The 15,955-nt window shown below is 71.4% G+C and carries 19 protein-coding genes, 1 pseudogene and 1 riboswitch; of the genes and pseudogenes, 10 read left to right on the top strand and 10 right to left on the bottom strand.

What is annotated here, in order from left to right:
* A partial coding sequence (locus DEJ32_RS16375; RefSeq protein WP_181420713.1) for a hypothetical protein occupies window positions 1–194 on the top strand: 194 nt, incomplete at its 5' end.
* Window positions 195–230: 36 nt separating this feature from the next.
* Here the strand turns inward: DEJ32_RS16375 and DEJ32_RS15815 are convergent.
* Window positions 231–647 (bottom strand): hypothetical protein, encoded by a 417-nt coding sequence (locus DEJ32_RS15815; protein ID WP_181420712.1) that lies wholly within the window; start codon window positions 645–647, stop codon window positions 231–233.
* Between the two features lie 280 nt (window positions 648–927).
* Window positions 928–1,215, bottom strand: coding sequence for a hypothetical protein (locus DEJ32_RS15810; protein ID WP_146234196.1), 288 nt, complete (start codon window positions 1,213–1,215; stop codon window positions 928–930).
* Between the two features lie 468 nt (window positions 1,216–1,683).
* Between DEJ32_RS15810 and DEJ32_RS15800 the strand changes: the two genes are divergently transcribed.
* Entirely contained in the window at window positions 1,684–2,505 is an 822-nt protein-coding gene (locus DEJ32_RS15800) for a cohesin domain-containing protein (protein WP_110901979.1), read from the top strand.
* Window positions 2,502–4,406: an amidase family protein gene (locus DEJ32_RS15795; RefSeq protein WP_110901978.1), complete on the top strand. Its 1,905-nt coding sequence runs from the start codon at window positions 2,502–2,504 to the stop codon at window positions 4,404–4,406. The genes DEJ32_RS15800 and DEJ32_RS15795 overlap by 4 nt, the downstream gene beginning before the upstream one ends.
* A gap of 99 nt (window positions 4,407–4,505) precedes the next feature.
* Here the strand turns inward: DEJ32_RS15795 and DEJ32_RS15790 are convergent, their stop codons facing one another.
* Window positions 4,506–5,282, bottom strand: a complete 777-nt coding sequence (locus tag DEJ32_RS15790; RefSeq protein ID WP_110901977.1) for an isocitrate lyase/phosphoenolpyruvate mutase family protein — start codon at window positions 5,280–5,282, stop codon at window positions 4,506–4,508.
* A gap of 298 nt (window positions 5,283–5,580) precedes the next feature.
* On the opposite strand from DEJ32_RS15790, the gene DEJ32_RS15785 reads away from it, so the two are divergent.
* From DEJ32_RS15785 to DEJ32_RS15765, 5 genes are all read left to right on the top strand, one after another.
* A complete protein-coding gene (locus DEJ32_RS15785; RefSeq protein WP_258369109.1) occupies window positions 5,581–6,729 on the top strand; it encodes a hypothetical protein in 1,149 nt (382 codons plus the stop codon).
* A gap of 110 nt (window positions 6,730–6,839) precedes the next feature.
* Window positions 6,840–8,321 (top strand): DUF4041 domain-containing protein, encoded by a 1,482-nt coding sequence (locus DEJ32_RS15780; protein ID WP_258369108.1) that lies wholly within the window; start codon window positions 6,840–6,842, stop codon window positions 8,319–8,321.
* Between the two features lie 80 nt (window positions 8,322–8,401).
* Entirely contained in the window at window positions 8,402–9,589 is a 1,188-nt protein-coding gene (locus DEJ32_RS15775; protein ID WP_258369107.1) for a MalY/PatB family protein, read from the top strand.
* Between the two features lie 200 nt (window positions 9,590–9,789).
* Window positions 9,790–9,993, top strand: coding sequence for a type II toxin-antitoxin system HicA family toxin (locus DEJ32_RS15770; protein ID WP_110823653.1), 204 nt, complete (start codon window positions 9,790–9,792; stop codon window positions 9,991–9,993).
* The gene (locus tag DEJ32_RS15765) at window positions 9,990–10,370 is read left to right on the top strand and encodes a hypothetical protein (RefSeq protein ID WP_110823654.1); all 381 of its coding nucleotides are present in this window, start codon (window positions 9,990–9,992) and stop codon (window positions 10,368–10,370) included. Before DEJ32_RS15770 ends, DEJ32_RS15765 begins: the two co-directional genes overlap by 4 nt.
* Before the next feature lie 7 nt (window positions 10,371–10,377).
* On the opposite strand, the gene DEJ32_RS15760 is transcribed toward DEJ32_RS15765, so the two are convergent.
* The 3 genes from DEJ32_RS15760 to DEJ32_RS15750 all read right to left on the bottom strand — a co-directional run bounded on the left by DEJ32_RS15760 (window position 10,378) and on the right by DEJ32_RS15750 (window position 12,198).
* Window positions 10,378–10,584: a hypothetical protein gene (locus DEJ32_RS15760; protein WP_110823655.1), complete on the bottom strand. Its 207-nt coding sequence runs from the start codon at window positions 10,582–10,584 to the stop codon at window positions 10,378–10,380.
* Window positions 10,585–10,745: 161 nt separating this feature from the next.
* On the bottom strand, window positions 10,746–11,645 hold the full coding sequence (locus tag DEJ32_RS15755; RefSeq protein ID WP_110823656.1) for an SDR family oxidoreductase: 900 nt from the start codon (window positions 11,643–11,645) through the stop codon (window positions 10,746–10,748).
* Window positions 11,646–11,715: 70 nt separating this feature from the next.
* Window positions 11,716–12,198, bottom strand: coding sequence for a GNAT family N-acetyltransferase (locus tag DEJ32_RS15750; RefSeq protein WP_110901975.1), 483 nt, complete (start codon window positions 12,196–12,198; stop codon window positions 11,716–11,718).
* Window positions 12,199–12,266: 68 nt separating this feature from the next.
* Here DEJ32_RS15750 and DEJ32_RS15745 point away from each other — a divergent pair, with 68 nt between their 5' ends.
* Entirely contained in the window at window positions 12,267–13,151 is an 885-nt protein-coding gene (locus DEJ32_RS15745; protein WP_110890324.1) for a LysR substrate-binding domain-containing protein, read from the top strand.
* Window positions 13,152–13,163: 12 nt separating this feature from the next.
* On the opposite strand, the gene DEJ32_RS15740 is transcribed toward DEJ32_RS15745, so the two are convergent.
* From DEJ32_RS15740 to DEJ32_RS15725, 4 genes are all read right to left on the bottom strand, one after another.
* Window positions 13,164–13,424, bottom strand: a complete 261-nt coding sequence (locus DEJ32_RS15740; protein ID WP_110901974.1) for a hypothetical protein — start codon at window positions 13,422–13,424, stop codon at window positions 13,164–13,166.
* Entirely contained in the window at window positions 13,421–13,903 is a 483-nt protein-coding gene (locus DEJ32_RS15735; protein ID WP_181419408.1) for an FBP domain-containing protein, read from the bottom strand. Before DEJ32_RS15735 ends, DEJ32_RS15740 begins: the two co-directional genes overlap by 4 nt.
* Before the next feature lie 80 nt (window positions 13,904–13,983).
* On the bottom strand, window positions 13,984–14,721 hold the full coding sequence (locus DEJ32_RS15730) for a M56 family metallopeptidase (protein WP_110901973.1): 738 nt from the start codon (window positions 14,719–14,721) through the stop codon (window positions 13,984–13,986).
* Between the two features lie 12 nt (window positions 14,722–14,733).
* Window positions 14,734–15,120: a BlaI/MecI/CopY family transcriptional regulator gene (locus DEJ32_RS15725; protein WP_110823987.1), complete on the bottom strand. Its 387-nt coding sequence runs from the start codon at window positions 15,118–15,120 to the stop codon at window positions 14,734–14,736.
* A gap of 152 nt (window positions 15,121–15,272) precedes the next feature.
* A riboswitch (glycine riboswitch) is annotated at window positions 15,273–15,390 on the top strand.
* Window positions 15,391–15,567: 177 nt separating this feature from the next.
* Between DEJ32_RS15725 and DEJ32_RS15720 the strand changes: the two are divergent.
* Window positions 15,568–15,955: pseudogene (locus tag DEJ32_RS15720) on the top strand (glycine cleavage system protein T); the annotation flags it as partial.

The raw sequence follows: 15,955 nt of genomic DNA, 5'->3' as shown, positions 1-15,955 counted from the left end.
CTGCAGGACTGCGCGACGCGCTCGGCATCACCCCCGGCGGTTCCCGGAACGACGAGCAGCACTGCCGGTCCCGAGCCGTCGAGCTGTTCGAATCGGGCGACCGGGAGCACTGGGTGCAGTACCCGTTCGGCGGCACGGCCACGGACGAGGAAGTCCTGGGCGGCGCTGCCGGCCCTGACCCGTCGACGGTGTGATGCCCAGCCGGACCGGTGCTCGTCCGTGGTGCAACGTCAAGCGTCGTCAGCGGCGCCCACGAACAGCGTCCGCCCGTCCGCGTTCACCGGGAGCATGTCGCCGCACCGCGCCGCTGCGTCCCGGAGCCGCCGGATGAACGCCGGGTCCTCCGGCTCCAGGAGGTCGTCCGGCGCCTCGCGCAGCAACAGTTCGCTGGACGGACCCACCAGCATCCTGGTCCGTTCGAGCGTCCCGTCGTCCCCGACGCAGGGCACCGCGATCGTGTCCGTCCTGGTGTTCGCGCCGAGGACGGCTGCGTAGTCGGCGACGGCATCCGCGATGAGGTCCCCGGTGAGGACGTCTGCGCCGTCGTAGTGGATGTACTTCACGATGTGCCCTCCCTGGTCCCCACGGTAGGCACCGGGGTTCCGGGAGCGGCACAGGATGAGTCGCCAGGCGCGGGGAGTGGACACCAGCGACCCATGGGACGTCGCCGACGGCGCCACGTCAGCGCTTCAGAGCAGCTCGGCCGCCGGGTAGCGGGCCCACGGGCCGGTACCCGACTCGGGGCAATGCTCCTCCATCACCCGCTCGACCACTTCGTGGTCAGCAGGCGCACGCCGGTTTGCCGCCTGCCGCCCGCCGCCTGCCGCCCACGGGCGCCGCGACCAGCAGGGCAGGAACGACGGAACGCCGCCCCCGGAGGGACGGCGTCTCGTGCCGAGTGGCGTCGGGCGGACCCGACCGTACGGCTCAGGCGGCCAGTGCCAGCTCAGGCGCACGCACAGCGCGCGCCTGCAGGATGGTGCGGCTGGCCTCGCCGCGCCAGGAGCGGCCCGGGACGACCCAGCCCGCTTCGCCGTCGACGGCGACGCGGACGCCGGGCGTCAGGAACAACCCGAGGTCGTCGGCGGGCATGCGCACGAGGTACTCACGCTGCGAGCGGTCCTCACGCACGGGGAACTCGGCGATGCCGTCGGGGGAGACGGTGGGCGCCGCGATGGCGGTCCCGGTGATGATGGTGTGTTCGTTCGTGGTCATGGTGCTGTCTTTCTTCAGTCGTTCGGCGTCGCGCGGGGCCGGACGGACTCCGTGGTCTCGTCGGCCGCAGGAGCGCGGACGCGCACGTCGACATTCGACGTGCATGCTCGCCGGTCGGGGAGCGGTGGTCTCGCTGGAATGCGATCCAGGGGGATCGGTTCGAGACGGTCGGTGTGCGCGAGTCAGATGGGTTCGCTGCAATGCACCAAATGAGGACACTACTCCGTAGACGTCCGTCTGTCCAGTCGCGCGGTCGGTTCCCGGGCCCCGCCGGCCAGGAGGCCCGCCCAGCGCTCGCCGTCGTGTCCGGTCTCCGTGCCGCATGACCGCATGCCAGTGGCAGCGACAGCCCGCTCCGAAGGCGTAACACGTGGGAAACCGACGGGGCCCGAGCGCGAAACACCCCGTCGTTACGGTTCGAGCACTGAGCAAGCGCTCAGCCCGAACCCCGACGAAGGACCCGCACGGATGCAGCACCGCACTCGGCTCCGCTCCCGCACGACCACCCGCCTGACCACCACACTCCGCACGGCCGTCATCACCGCGGGAGGTGTCGGCCTCGCCGTCCTCGCGGCGACACCGGCCGCCGCGGCCCCGGTCGCGACCACGGCCACGATCACCGCACCGGCCACGGTGACGGTCGGCGACACCGTCGACGTCGCCCTGACCCTGCCGGCCACGTCCGACGTCTTCGCGTACGAGATCGACATCGCGGCGGACGCCGACGCCGTCGAGGTCGTCGACGGCAGCGCGACCGGTCCGGACGGCGGGTTCGACTCGGTCGAGCAGGACGGCGACACCGTCACGCTCCTGCACACCCGCCTCGGCACCTCGCCCGCGCTGTCGGGTGACCTCGCGGCGTCGGTCGAGCTGACCGCGACGAGCCCCGCCACGGTCGACCTCGCCGTCACGAGCGTCACCCTGGTCGCCACCGACGGCAGCACCACCACCCTGACCGACCCGGCCTCGACGACCGTGACGATCGCAGCGGTCCCGACGGCGAGCCCGACGCCGACGCCCGGCCCTCCCAGCACACCGACGGCGGCTCCGACCACCGCACCGGGCGGCACCGGCGGCGCCGGCGGACCCGGCACCGGCACGGGGACCGGCGGGTCCGTGGACCCGGTGACCGACACCTCACCCGCACCCGCCGGCGGCGCTCTCGCCTGGACCGGTGCCGACCTCGCACCCTGGATCGCCGCCAGCGTCGCGCTGCTGCTCGCCGGCGCGGGCCTCGTCGTCGCCCGTCGCCGTGCCTCCCGTGCCGCCCGGACGGAGGACGCCCGATGACCGCCACCGACCGCTCCCGGACGACCGACGCCACCTCGACCCGAACCCCCGGAGGAACCCCCGTGACCCGCCGTCGTCGCACCACCGTCGCCGGAGCGGCGCTCCTGGCCCTCGTCGGCACCGCCGTCGTCGCGACCCCGTCACTCGTCGCGAGTGCTGCGCCGGCCGCCGTCGACGCGAGCCCCGCCGCCATGCTCGCGCCGTACTACACGGCGCTCGACCTCACCGGTGACGACCAGGTCACGCAGACCGACCTCACCGTCCTGTCCGACCACCTCGGCACGAGCGCCACCGACCCGGACTGGTCGACGGTCTCGGTCGCAGACGTGGACAGTGACGGCACGATCACGCTGACCGACATCGCCGGCCTGTCCCAGCGGATCATCTACGACGACGGTCCCTTCCGACTCGTCGAGGCCTCGACACTCGACATGCAGGCCGCGATGAACGCCGGGGTCACGACCTCGGCCGAGATCACCCAGGACTACCTCGACCGCATCGCCGCGTACGACCGGACCACCACGGACACCGGGACGGGCGGGCGGCCGCTCAACTCGATCGTCACGACGAACGCCGCGGCACTCACGGCAGCGAAGGCCGCCGACGCCGAGCGGGCCGCGCACGGGATGACGAGCATGCTCCTCGGCGTCCCGATCGCGCTGAAGGACAACTACGACACGAAGGACATGCCGACCACCGGCGGCTGCGGCTGCTGGGACGACAACCAGACCACGACCGACGCGGCCATGGTCGCCGGCCTCCGCGACGCCGGGGCGGTCGTCCTCGCCAAGGCGAGCCTCGACGAGTTCGCCTTCGGGTTCGTGTCCGAGTTCTCCTCGAACCAGCCGGCGGGATCGTCGCTCCTCGTCGCCAGCCCCTACGTGACCAGCCAGACCGCCGGCGGGTCCAGCGGCGGCACGGGCGCGGCGATCGCGGCGAACCTGGCGGGCATCGGCTTCGGCACCGACACCGGCGGCTCGATCCGCGTCCCGTCCTCCTACAACCAGCTCGTCGGCATCCGCCCGACGGTCGGTCTCGCGAGCCGCGACGGCATCATCCCGCTCGCGCTGTCCCAGGACACCGGCGGCCCGCTCGCCCGTTCGGTCACCGACGCCGCCGTGGCGCTCGACGCCGTCACCGGCATCGACGCGGCCGACCCGGTCACGCAGGGCCAGGCGGGCAAGGTCCCGACCTCGTACACGCAGTTCCTCGACCCGACGGCGCTGCAGGGGAAGCGGATCGGCTACGTCACGTCGATGGTCGGCACGAACCGCACCACCGCGCGGCTCTTCGCCGAGGCCCGGGCCACCCTGGAGGCCCAGGGTGCGACCGTCGTGCCGATCACCGCGACGCCCGAGTTCAACCGGGTCCTCAGCGAGGGCAGCGGCAGCACGAACGAGTTCAAGCACGACCTGGACCAGTACGTCGCGAAGCACCTCGACCCGGACGTCACCGCGCGCTCCCTGCAGGGCATCCTGGACTCGGGGGAGTACGTACCGAGCCGGAAGGGCACGTACCAGCAGCGCAACGCGATCACCGAGGCGCAGTACCAGGCCTGGGCGGGACCGGAGGGCTCGCACACCACGCAGATCGCGACCGGCAAGCAGGTCGTCACCGCAATGATGGACGCGCAGGACCTCGACGCGCTCGTCTACCCGTCGGGCACCCCGTACGGCACGCAGGGCACGAACATGCGCCTCAGCCCGAACACCGGCATGCCGGCCGTGACCGTCCCGATGGGACAGGCCACCGCGGCGGACGCCACGATCACCGGGGCGGGCGTGAACCTCGAGTTCCTCGGCCGCTCCTACGACGAGGGCACCGTCATCGGCCTCGGCTACGGGTTCGAGCAGGCGACGCACGCCCGCACGACGCCGGCGCTGTACCCGGCGCTCGGGTGAGCACGCCGGTCGCCGACGCGACCGACTGACGGACGGGAGGTCCGACCAGCTGGGGTCGGGCCTCCCGTCCGTCTCGTCGCGGCTCCGCAGCCGCGTCCGTCAGTTGAGCGTCGGGGTGTCCTCCGGTACGACGCCGCCGAGGTAGAGGTCCGCGGCGAGGTCGCGGAGCGCCCGCAGGGCGACGCGCTGCGTGAGCGGGCCGTAGGAGATGCGGGCGACGCCGAGCGCTTCGTACTCGGACGCGGGCAGTGCGCCCGGCAGGCCGATGACGCTGAGCTTGCCGCGGCCCAAGCCCTCGACGAGCTGTTCGACGACCTCGCGCTGGTGAGCGCCCGGCACGAACACGAGCGGCGCGCCCGCGTCGAGGAACGCCTTGCCGCGCGCGATGGCGTCCGCGATGCTCTCCGCGATCGGGCGGTCACCGCCGCGGGCGATGGCGTCGGTGCGGGCGTTCAGCTGGAAGTCGACACCCTCCTGCTCGGCGGCCTTGATGATCGCGGCGACACGGGCAACCGACTCGTCGAACGGGCGGAGACGGTCCTCCACGTTCGCGCCGACGATGCCCAGGCCGATCGCGCGGCGGATCGTCTCGGCCGGGTCCTCGTACCCGTCGTCGAGGTCCGCGGTGACGGGCAGGTCCACCGCGTCCACGACGGTCTTCGCGCCGGCGAGGGCGAGGTCGAGCGGCATGCCGCCGTCCTGGTACCCGTACGACGCGGCGATCGAGTGTCCGGCGGTGGCGATCGCGCGCGTCTCGGGCAGGGCCGCGACCGTCTTCGCGCTGATCGCGTCCCAGACGTTCACGACGCGGAGGATCTGTGGGGCTTCGTGCAGGGACTTGAGGGTCGTCGCCTTCTCGGCGGTGCTGCTGGTCATGTCGCCGACAGTAGGCGTGCAGCGGCAGTAGGCGTGCAGCGGCAGTCGTGTCCGTACCACGCATTGGGGGTCAGACGCCGTCAAGACCGGGCGTCAGCAAGCCCTACTATTCGGCGAGGATCACTCGCACCGTAGCCGTCGAAGGTGCGCGCGATCAGTTTCGTCGAGAGGGGCAAGAGTGGCACGCAGGCGTGGGTTCTTCGCAGAGATCCAGCATCAGCAGCGGCTGTCGGATGCGCGGGCTGCGCGCGCTCGGCGCGAGCGAGCTGCCGCGAACGCTGCAGTCGAGCGGGCTCGTATGCAGACGGAACGAGCCCGTGCGCAGGCTGCACGAGCAGTCGCTGCTGGAGCCCGAGCGACTGAGGCGGAGCGGAAGCGCGCGGAGCGCGAGGCGCAAACCGCGTACGCCGAAGCTCGCAAAGCTGAAGCAGAAGACCAGAACGAGGCCCTCCGGCTGGTCAACGAGAGCATCGCGGGACTGCTCTCCGCGACGTTGGATGTCGACGACTACGTCGATCTCGAAGCACTCAAGCGCACCGTCGCGCACCCCGCGTTCCCTCACCCAGACCTGGAGAGGCCGGTGCCTCGTCCCCTACCGTTGGTCCTGCCGCCCGCTCCGGTCTGGCGCGAGCCGGAGGCGCCGAAGGGGCTGTTCGGCAAGCGGAAGAAGCACGACGAACTCAAGCAGGAGTGGTGGGTCGGGTTCCAGCGGGCCACTGCGGAGTGGGAAGCCCTCCGAGATGCGCTTCCGCAACGCCAAGCGGAAGCTGATCGGCAGTACGCCCAACTCGAAGATCGCCGGAAGGACCAGCTCGCGGCCGAACGGCGTCGCTACGACGCGGCGTGTCGAGTCCGTGAGAAGGAGGTCGACGAGCACAACGCAGAGATTGAGACCTTGATCGCGGGGCTCGGGTACGGAGTCCCGGAGGCGGTGCAGGACTATCTCGACATCGTCCTGGCCAACTCGGTCTACCCGGAAGACTTCGAAGTCAGACACGAAGCGAGTTTTGATTCGGACGCCGCCGAGGCAAGGATCCGCGCCGTCGTTCCTGCACCGGACGCGCTGCCGACGGCGAAGGCGTTCCGGTGGGTGAAGGCGAGCGACGAGATCGCCGAGACCTCCTTGACCAAAAAGGACCAGACAGACCGGTATTCGGACGCACTCGCACAGGTCGCGCTCCGGACACTGCACGAGGTCTTCGAAGCAGATCGTCGGGGAGTCATCCGGTCGATCGCTCTCGAGGTCGGTCCTGCCACGAAAGACCCCGCTACTGGCCGAGACAAGTTCTTCCCGCTCGTCGCAGTGGGAGCCTCGCGGGACCGCTTCATGGAGTTCGAGTTGTCCGCAGTCGTGCCCTCGGCCACACTGCAGCTCCTCGGCGCGGCGGTCTCCAAGAGTCCACTGACGCTCGCGGTGGTCGACGCTGGCGGGGTCCGCCGCTCGTGAGTGGCAGGAGGTTCAACCCGCCGCCGACCTGGCCTCCAGCGCCGTCTGGTTGGACGCCCCCGGCGACTTGGTCGCCACCAGCAGATTGGCCTCAGCTCCCACCGGGATGGGTGCTCTGGCTCGAGGACGACCCGAAGATGGTCGCGGACGTTGTTCCGAGCCCTGCGGCGGTGCCGATTTCCGACGCCGAGCAAAGTCTGCCCAGATTCGCGGTTCCGGAGCTTGTCGGCGACAGTCGCGGGAATCAGGTCGAAGAGTTCGAGCGAGACGGAGTCAAGCACGTCTCGGTTCCAGTCGGGCGTGGGCCGGAGGCGCTGCGGCTCGTTCTGCCACGAGCGCTCTGGACGGGGGTGGCCCAGACGAACGCCGAGCGGCTTGACTCCTCGCTGGCTGCTGGTGCCGGTGTCCCTACCCAGCTCGACGCGTCGCTGGGTGTCGATACCGGTGTCCCCACCTCGCACGCTCCCGATGTCGACCCGCGGGATGCGCGGATCCTCGAACTCGAGCAGACGATCGCCCGTCTGCAAGCCCAGACGCCTGGAGGCGGCGATGACGTCGTGCCGCTCGATGACCAACAGGTTTTGCAGTCGGTCGGCATCTACCGCTACCACCACCCGTTGGAGGACGCAGCAGCCTACAAAGAACGTCTGCGTGACATCGAGGCAGAGGTCGCGGAGCTCGTTCGAGCTGGACGAGCCATCGAGCGGTCGAACATGTTCACCTTCGACAACTCTCTCGCCAAGGGTCGGAAGATGTCTGACGATCTCTCGAAGTTGATGCTGCGGGCCTACAACGCGGAAGCAGACAGCGCTGTACGAGCGCTGCGGGCGGGGAACGTCGAAACGGCGAAGCGGCGCTTGCAGAAGTCTCGGGAGGCCATCGCGCGGCTCGGCGCGATGATGGAGATGCGCATCTCTGATCATTTCCACGAGCTCCGCGAGCGCGAGGTCGAACTCACGTCCGATTGGTTGATGAAGAAGCAGGAGGAACGCGAACGCGAGCGGGAGGAGCGAGCGCGGCTTCGAGAGGAACGGCGTGTCCAGCAGGAACTCGATGCTGAGCGTGAACGACTGGACAAGGAACGCAGTCTGATCGAGCAGACGATAGCTCGCATGCGAGTGAACGGGCAGTCTGACCTGGAGCTCGAGGCCAGACTCGCTGCGATCGATGTAGCCATCGAACAGAATGACTTCCGCGCCGCGAACATCCGTGCCGGCTACGTCTACGTCATCTCAAATCGTGGTGCGTTCGGCACTGACGTGGTGAAGATCGGCCTCACGCGTCGCCTCGAGCCGCTCGATCGAGTCAATGAACTCGGTGGCGCGTCTGTGCCCTTCCGTTTCGACGTTCACACGATCTACTTCTCGGAGGACGCCGTTTCGCTGGAGACGGAACTCCACCGCCACTTCGCCGCACGAGCACTGAACCAGGCAAACCCGCGGAAGGAGTTCTTTTTCGCGACACCGAGTGAAGTCCGCGCGGTGCTCATGCAGAAAGTCGGCGCCCTCCTCGAGTTCCGCGAGGACGCCGAGGCGACCGAGTACCTGCAGTCGGTCGGGGCATGGCCCGCTCGCCCAGTTGGGGTGGTGTGAGCCTGCGCTGAGAAGGCGCAGACGACGCAGGATGACGTGGGGACTCGTGCGGGGCCTCCCGGCGGGGCATGCTGGACGGCATGGCGAGCGACGAACAGGACCCGGTCGGCACGCTCCGCGGGGTCCGTACGAGCATCAAGTGGACGCGGTACGCGCCCGATGTGCTGCCCCTGTTCGTCGCCGAGATGGACCACGAGGTCGCGCCGGAGATCCGGCAGGCGCTCGTCGAGCGGGTGCAGCAGTCGGACCTCGGGTACCTGGACGGGCCGGGACCGCTCGCGCCCGCGTTCGCCGCGTTCGCCCGCGACCGCTGGGGCTGGGACGTCGATCCGGCACGCGTGTACCTGGCGACGGACGTCAGTGTCGGCATCGTCGAGACGCTCCGGCTCGCGCTGCCCGACGGCGGTCGCGTCGCCATCACGCCGCCGGTGTACCCGCCGTTCTTCGAGCTCGTCGAGGAGGCCCGATGTCAGGTCGAGGAGGTGCCGCTGCTCGAACGGTGGGGCGTGTACCGGCTCGACCTCGACGGCCTCGAGCGGGCGTTCGCCGACGGCGTCCGGGTGTTCCTGCTCTGCAACCCGCACAACCCGATCGGGCTCGTCCACGACCGCACGGACCTCGTCGCGCTCGCGGAGCTGGCCGCCCGGTACGACGTGCTCGTCATCAGCGACGAGATCCACGCTCCGCTGACGCACCCGGGCGTGCAGTTCACGCCGTTCGCGAGCATCGCCGAGCCGCTCGGGGCGCGGAGCGTCTGCGTGACGAGTGCGAGCAAGGGGTGGAACCTCGCCGGCGTGAAGTGCTCGGTCATCGTCGCCGGGGACACCCGCACCACCGAGCTCCTCGACACCCTGTGGGAGGAGGTCGCCTGTCGGACGAGCATCCTCGGGCTGCACGCGAACGTCGCGGCCTTCAGCCTGGCCGTCGGGTGGCTCGACGACGTCGTCGACCGCATCGTCGCGAACGACCGGCTGCTGGCGAAGCTCCTCGCCGAGCACCTGCCCGGCGTCGTCTACGCGCGACCGCGGGCCGGGTACCTGGCCTGGCTCGACTTCCGGGGGCTCGGCCTCGGTGACGACCCGGCGGTGCAGCTCCGGGAGCACGCGTTCGTGGCGCTCAACTCCGGCCTGCCGTTCGGGGCGCAGGGCAGGGGATTCGCCCGGATCAACCTGGCGTGCTCGCCGGAGACCCTGCGCGAGGCGGTGTTCCGCATCGCTGCCGCGTACCCGTCGAGCGCGCAGGAGGGTGTCGTCTGGCACGTCGCCTGACGGGGACTGCGGTCGCCCGCCTCTGCTCCCCAGATCGGCGACGAGGGTGGGCCGTCCACAGATGACGGTGCCCGACCTCGGCGCGGTGCTGCGTTCGGGGATCGTTCTGCTGTGCTTCTCCACCAGGAACCGGCCGCCGGGTCACCACGAGCGTCCAATGCCGCTAGACGAACTTGTCCAGCTCGAGTTGGACACGTACCGTGAAGCGTGCGGACCTCATCCGCGCCCTCCACCAGCGAGCGCAGCGACGGGGCGTCGAGTTCGTGCTCCTCCGGCACGGCGGGCGCCACGACGTGTTCCTGTTCGGCAGCGCACGCATCGAGGTCCCGCGACACCGGGAGATCCGGGAGATGCTGGCGCGCGCGATCATCCGTGCGTGCGACGACGGGGAGGACGACCGATGACCACGAAGCACACAGTCCGGGCTCAGCGCGACGGACGTTCCTGGCTCGTGTGGATCGACGACGAGTTGCGGACGCAGGCGCGACGGCAGCGCGACGTCGAGTTGATGGCCCGCGACTGGTTGGCGAACATGCACGACCGCGACGCGGACAGCTTCACGCTCGACGTCGAGTTCGTGCTGCCGGACTCGGTCCGTGCGCACCTGGACCGTGCGGTGGAGCTGCGGGCCGAGGCCGACCGAGCACGACGAGCCGCCACGAACGAGACGGCAGCAGCGGCCCGGGAACTGCACGAGGCCGGGCTCACCCTGCGCGAGATCGGGCCGCTGCTCGACGTCTCGTACCAGCGAGCGCAGCAGCTGGTGGCCGCCGCGGAGTGACCCGCGCTCAGGCGACGGGCGCGAAGTGGTTGCGACCGATGACGGTCACGTGCAGGTCGACCTCACGGGAGGGGACCTGGTCGGTCAGGGAGATCCACTCGCGGGCCACGAACGCGACGGACGGCCACCGGCGGACCTCGGTCACGGGGAACCCGTCGATGAACACCTGCCACATGCCCTGCTCACGGACGGCCTGGACCTCGTGCGTCGCCATGCCCGAAGCGTAGCAACGGCACCAGCGGACCGGCCAGGACGGCGGAGCCCCCCGGCCGGCCAGCGGGTGGGAGCGGCCCGCGGCTCGGAGCGCCCCGCGGCTCGGAGCGCCCCGCGGCTCGGAGCGCCCCGCGGTTCGGAGGGGCCCCCGGCTCGGAGTGGTCAGGGCGTGACCATGCCGCCGTTCACGTTGAGGGTCTCGCCCGCGACGAAGCTCGACTCGTGCGAGGCCAGGAACACGTAGGCGGGAGCGAGCTCGGCGGGCTGCCCGGGGCGACCCATCGGCGACTCGCTCGACCCGAAGTCCGGCAGCGTCTCGGGGTCGACCCCGGCGGACACCTGGAGCACCGACCAGGTCGGCCCGGGCGCGACCACGTTCACGCGGATGCCGCGCGGGATGAGCTGCTGCGCGAGCCCCTTCGAGAAGTTGTTGACGGCCGCCTTCGACGCCGCGTAGTCGAGCCGGTCGGGAGCGGGCTGGTAGGCCTCCATCGACGCGGTGGTGATGATCGTCGAGCCGGGCTCCAGGTGGGGGAGCGCCGCCTGCACGAGCCGGAAGAGCGAGAGCACGTTGACGGTGAAGGTGTCGACGAGCTGGTCGTCCGGGATGTCGGTGACCTCGGCGCGCCAGTGCTGCTTGCCGGCGCAGCTGACGATCGCGTCGAGCCCGCCGAGTTCGGCGACGGCCCGCTCGACGAGCGCTGCGGGGTAGTTCGGAGCGGTGAGGTCGCCCGGGATCGTGACGGCCTTGCGGCCGGCGGCCTCGACCAGGGCGACGATCCGCTGCGCGTCCTCCTCTTCGTCGGGCAGGTAGGCGAGGGCGACGTCGGCGCCTTCGCGCGCGTAGGCGATCGCGACGGCCGCGCCGATCCCGGAGTCGGCGCCGGTGATCAGCGCGCGACGCCCGGTGAGGCGCCCGGTGCCACGGTAGGAGTCCTCACCGTGGTCCGGCTTCGGGTCCATCCGCGACTCCAGGCCGGGCTCCGGCTGCTGCTGCGGTTCCGGGCTGGTGTTCGGGTACCGGGTCGTCGGGTCGCTGTACTCGTACTGGTCGCGGGGCATGTCGAGGACCGTACGCGGACCGGCCGGGAGGCCCGTCAACAGGTGCGCGCTCCGGCCTGCGTCGCCGGCGTCAGAGGTCGAGCGCCATCGCCACGTCCGCTCGGACGTACGGGCTCGGCGGGTGCTCGTCGGTCCGGAGGTGACGGAACCCGGTCGTCTCGTACAGGTGCACGGCACTGGTGAGTCCGCTGTTCGTCTCGAGGAGCACCCGGCGCGCGCCGAGCTCCCGGGCGCGGTCGACCGCGGCGCGGATGAGCCGGCGACCGGTGCCGTGCCCCTGGTGGTCCGGGTCGACGGCCATCTTCACGAGTTCGAACGCGTCGTCGCCGTGCGGGGCGAGTCCGACGCAGCCGACCACGTCGGTGCCGAGTCGGGCGACGAGGACGACGCCGCCGGGCTCGACGATGTGCTGGACGGGGTCGCCGAGCAGTCGACGGTCCTCGTCCTCGAGTGTGAAGAACGTCGTGATCCACCGCTCGTTCAGGGAGCGGAACGCGGCGGCGTCGGCGGCGGAGGACATGTCGTCGATGACGACCTCGGTGGTGGCGGGCATGCCTCCATCCTGGGTCGCCGAATCAGACACGTCCAATACTCGTTCGGTCGGATCGATAGCATCTCGGTATGGATCGTGCTCCCGAGGTCGACCTCCGACAGCTCCGGGCGTTCCTGGCGCTGGCCGACGAACTGCACTTCGGTCGGGCGGCCGTCGACCTGGGGATCGCGCAGCCCGCGCTGTCCCAGCTCATCCGCCGCGTCGAGGTCGCCCTCGGCGTGGAGCTGTTCGCGCGCACCTCGCGGAGCGTCGCCCTCACGCCCGCCGGTCGGGTGCTGCAGGGGCGGGCGCGGTCCCTCCTGGCGCAGGCCCGACGGGACCTGGACGAGACCGTGCGGGTCGGACGGGGAGAGGCGGGGCGGCTCGACGTCGGGTTCGTCGTCTCGGCGCTGCCACTCGGTCCGATCGAGCGCGTGCAGCGGTTCCGGGAGCGCTTCCCCCTCGTGCGCGTCGAACTCACCGAGGGGTTCTCCTCGCGGCTCGTCACCGCGGTCCAGCGCGGGGAACTCGACCTGGCCGTCGTGCGCGACCCGGACCCGGTCGACGGCGTGCGGTTCACCCGGTTCCGGAGCGAGCCGTTCGTGGCGGCGGTGCCGCGCGACCACCGGTTCTCCGGGCGGACGAGCATCCGGGGGCCGGAGCTGCTCGACGACCCGTTCGTGTTCTTCCCCGCCGAGGCCGGCAGGCTCGCCACCGAGCGGAACACCGCGCCCGTGGCCTCGGGTGGTCGGCGTCCGGTGATCGTGCAGGAGGCCACGACCTGGGCGACCGTGCTGCACCTGGTCGGCGTCGGCCTCGGGGTGACGGTGCTGCCGGAGAGCGCGGCGCTGGCGGCCCCGGACACGGTGGTGCTCCTGCCGCTCGAGGGCAGCGCGCACCGCAGTGAACTCGTCTGGGCGTCCCGGTCGGGTGACGACCGCGAGGTCCTCCGCAACTTCGCCGCCGCGGACTGACCGGGCGCGGAGTCAGCCGAGCGGCAGGACCGGTGTGCGCCGGTCGCCGAGGTCGTCCTCACGCCACGGACGGGTGCCGGTCAGTGCGAGCCCGAGCTGCACGAGCACGAACGCCGCGTGGGGTTCGACGTCGGGGTCCCACGGCCCCTCGACGCCGAGGCCGAACGCGCCGAGCTCGTCGTCGGCCTCGTCACGGAGCGTGAGACGCCACCGGCCGTCCCCGAGCTCCTCGGCGACGGCCCACCGTGCGGTGCGGAAGCGGTCCGGCGTCACGCCGTCTTCATGATGTCGGCCGTGAAGTTGTGCAGCCGCGCGAGCAACGACTCGGACCGCATCGCGATCGTCGCCGGCGGGTTGAGGTGCGGCGGTGCCGTGCGGATGAGCATCGAGCAGCCGAGGTCCTCGCAGATGTACGAGCCGATCGTGTTGCCATTCCGGCCGGCCTCACCCGCGCGGGCAGCGGAGAACAGGCGCACCTGCGTCGCCGGCTGGGGGGAGTGGCAGAACGAGCACATCGCCGCGATGCCCGGACGGAGCGAACCACCCGCGGCCCGGACGACGATGCCGACGGGCTTGCCGTCCATCCAGGACACCATGTACCCCCGGCGGGCGGCCTGGGGGTCACGCCAGCCCAGGTACTCGCGTTCGTTCCACAACGTCTCGTGCAGCCCCGGGATCGGGAGCTGCGCGAGTTCGTCGGGCGTCGCGTTGACGAAGGACGATCGGATGTCGGATTCGGTGAGCGGCTGCACGGTTCCCCTCGCGGTGGCGGACCGGACCAGGCTAGCCCCGTGCGCCGACAGGCGGACGCAGCGCGGGCCTCCCGTCCGGTTCAGGACAGCCGGGAGGCCCGGACCGCGCCGAGCGCACCGGTCCCGTCCGCCACCAGCACCGCCCGACGGAGCGCGTCGCGGCCGACGCGACGCGCGGCGGCGTCGTCGGCGGCGAACTCGACGAGGACACGGGTGGACCGGGCCATCGCCCGTGCTCCCGGGACCCACGGCACGGCCCGTTCCACGGACTCGGCGAAGCCGACGACGGACGCGTGGTGCTGCCGGAGGTGGGCACGCTCGTGGGCGACCACGGCCTCCAGTTCGTCCGTGCGCAGCCGGTCGGCGAGCCCGGTGCTGACGAGGACACCGCCCGACCGGCCGGGCACGGCACACGCCAGGGCGGTGTCGGCCTGCAGGACCGCGACGAGGGTGCCGTCCACCTCGCGGTGCGGTGCTACGCCGGCGCGGAAGGCCTCGCGCACGGCCGCGTGCGCGGGACCCGGTCGGACGCGGACCGCGACGGCGAACGCGATCACGGCGAGGACGGCGACGCCCACGTTGAGCCCGTGGCTCGGCGAGTCGCCGATGCCGAACGGGTCGCCCAGCGGCCGGTCCGCGAGCACGACCAAGGCGATGCCGACGACGAACCCGGCCGTCCCGACCACCACCGCGGCCTGCCATGCGGCGATCGCCGTCCGCGGGCGGTCGATCGTCCACCCCGCCCGGGTGAGCACGCGCGGGACGAACGCGACCACGGCGAGGGCGAGCACGACCAGGCAGACGCCGGTGACGACCACGGGACGGACCGGTCAGGGACGGGTGCGCGAGTCGATCGCGCGGCGGAGGACCTCGAGGTCCCCGGACGCGAGCGAGCCGGTGAACTGCAGGAGCGCGGCCTCACGGTCGGAGGCCGCGGCGAGCGCGGTCGACATGAGCGACGCGGTGTGGTCCTCGCGGGAGTGCGCGGCACGGAAGGTCAGCGGAGCATCCGCGTGTTCCTCGCGCAGCACCGCACCCTTGCGGCCGAGCCGGTCGAGCACGGTGAGGACCGTCGTCAGGGCGGGCCGGGGCTCCCCGAACGCGTCGAGGACCTGGCGGGCGGTGAGCCCGTCGCTCGCCGAGGCGTCGGCGGACCAGAGCGTGTCGAGCACCGCCTGCTCGAGCTGCCCACGGGGGCGCGATCGCTGTCCTGCCACGTCCGCCACTCTACGTGATGTCGAACGGCCGACCGGTGCTCCCGTCGCCGAGGACCGGGTCGGTGGTCGGCGAGACCGCGGGACGCGCAGTCCGACACATGCCCGTAACGCGGGCTCGGTATGCTCACCGGACAACAGAACACGACGGCCGACCACCCGCCGCGGGAGAGCCCGACCGGATCGCAGCGCATCATCGATGCTCCTCCGGTCCCGGGCACCGAAGGAGCAAGCTCCCCGCCAATCTCTCAGGTCCAACACCGCAGCGGACAGGCCACTCTGAAAAGCAGACGCGATCGACGTGGGCGCATCCCGCGGCGCACCGTCTCGCCCACGGTGAAAGCCGCAGGACCTCACGGGCCGCGGTGAAGCTCTCAGGCCCATGACAGAGGGGGAGTTCCGCACCCGACGACGGTCGTCGGGCCCTGCCGATGTCAGGAGGACTCCGTCTTGTCCGAACCACTGCGTTCGTCGCCGCTCGAGGCAGCGCACGAAGCCGCCGGTGCGACCTTCACCGACTTCGCCGGCCACCGCATGCCGGTCCGGTACTCGTCGGACCTCGCCGAGCACCACGCCGTGCGCCGAGCCGCAGGGGTGTTCGACCTGTCGCACATGGCCGAGATCGGCGTGCAGGGACCCGACGCCGTCCCCTACCTCGACGCCGCACTCGCCGGGTCGTTCGGCGCGATGCCGGTCGGCCGGGCGAAGTACTCGCTGCTCCTCACCCCGGACGGCGGCATCCTCGACGACCTCGTCGTGTACCGCACCGGAGAGGACGTCTTCCTCGTCGTCGCGAACGCCGGCAACCGGGACGTCGCCGTCGCGGCCATGCAGGACC

Source organism: Curtobacterium sp. MCPF17_046, from assembly GCF_003224295.1.
In the GTDB taxonomy this organism is placed as follows: Bacteria; Actinomycetota; Actinomycetes; order Actinomycetales; family Microbacteriaceae; genus Curtobacterium.
The sequence above is the reverse complement of the archived record's forward strand: the minus strand, read 5'-3'. Positions and strand labels throughout refer to the sequence as shown.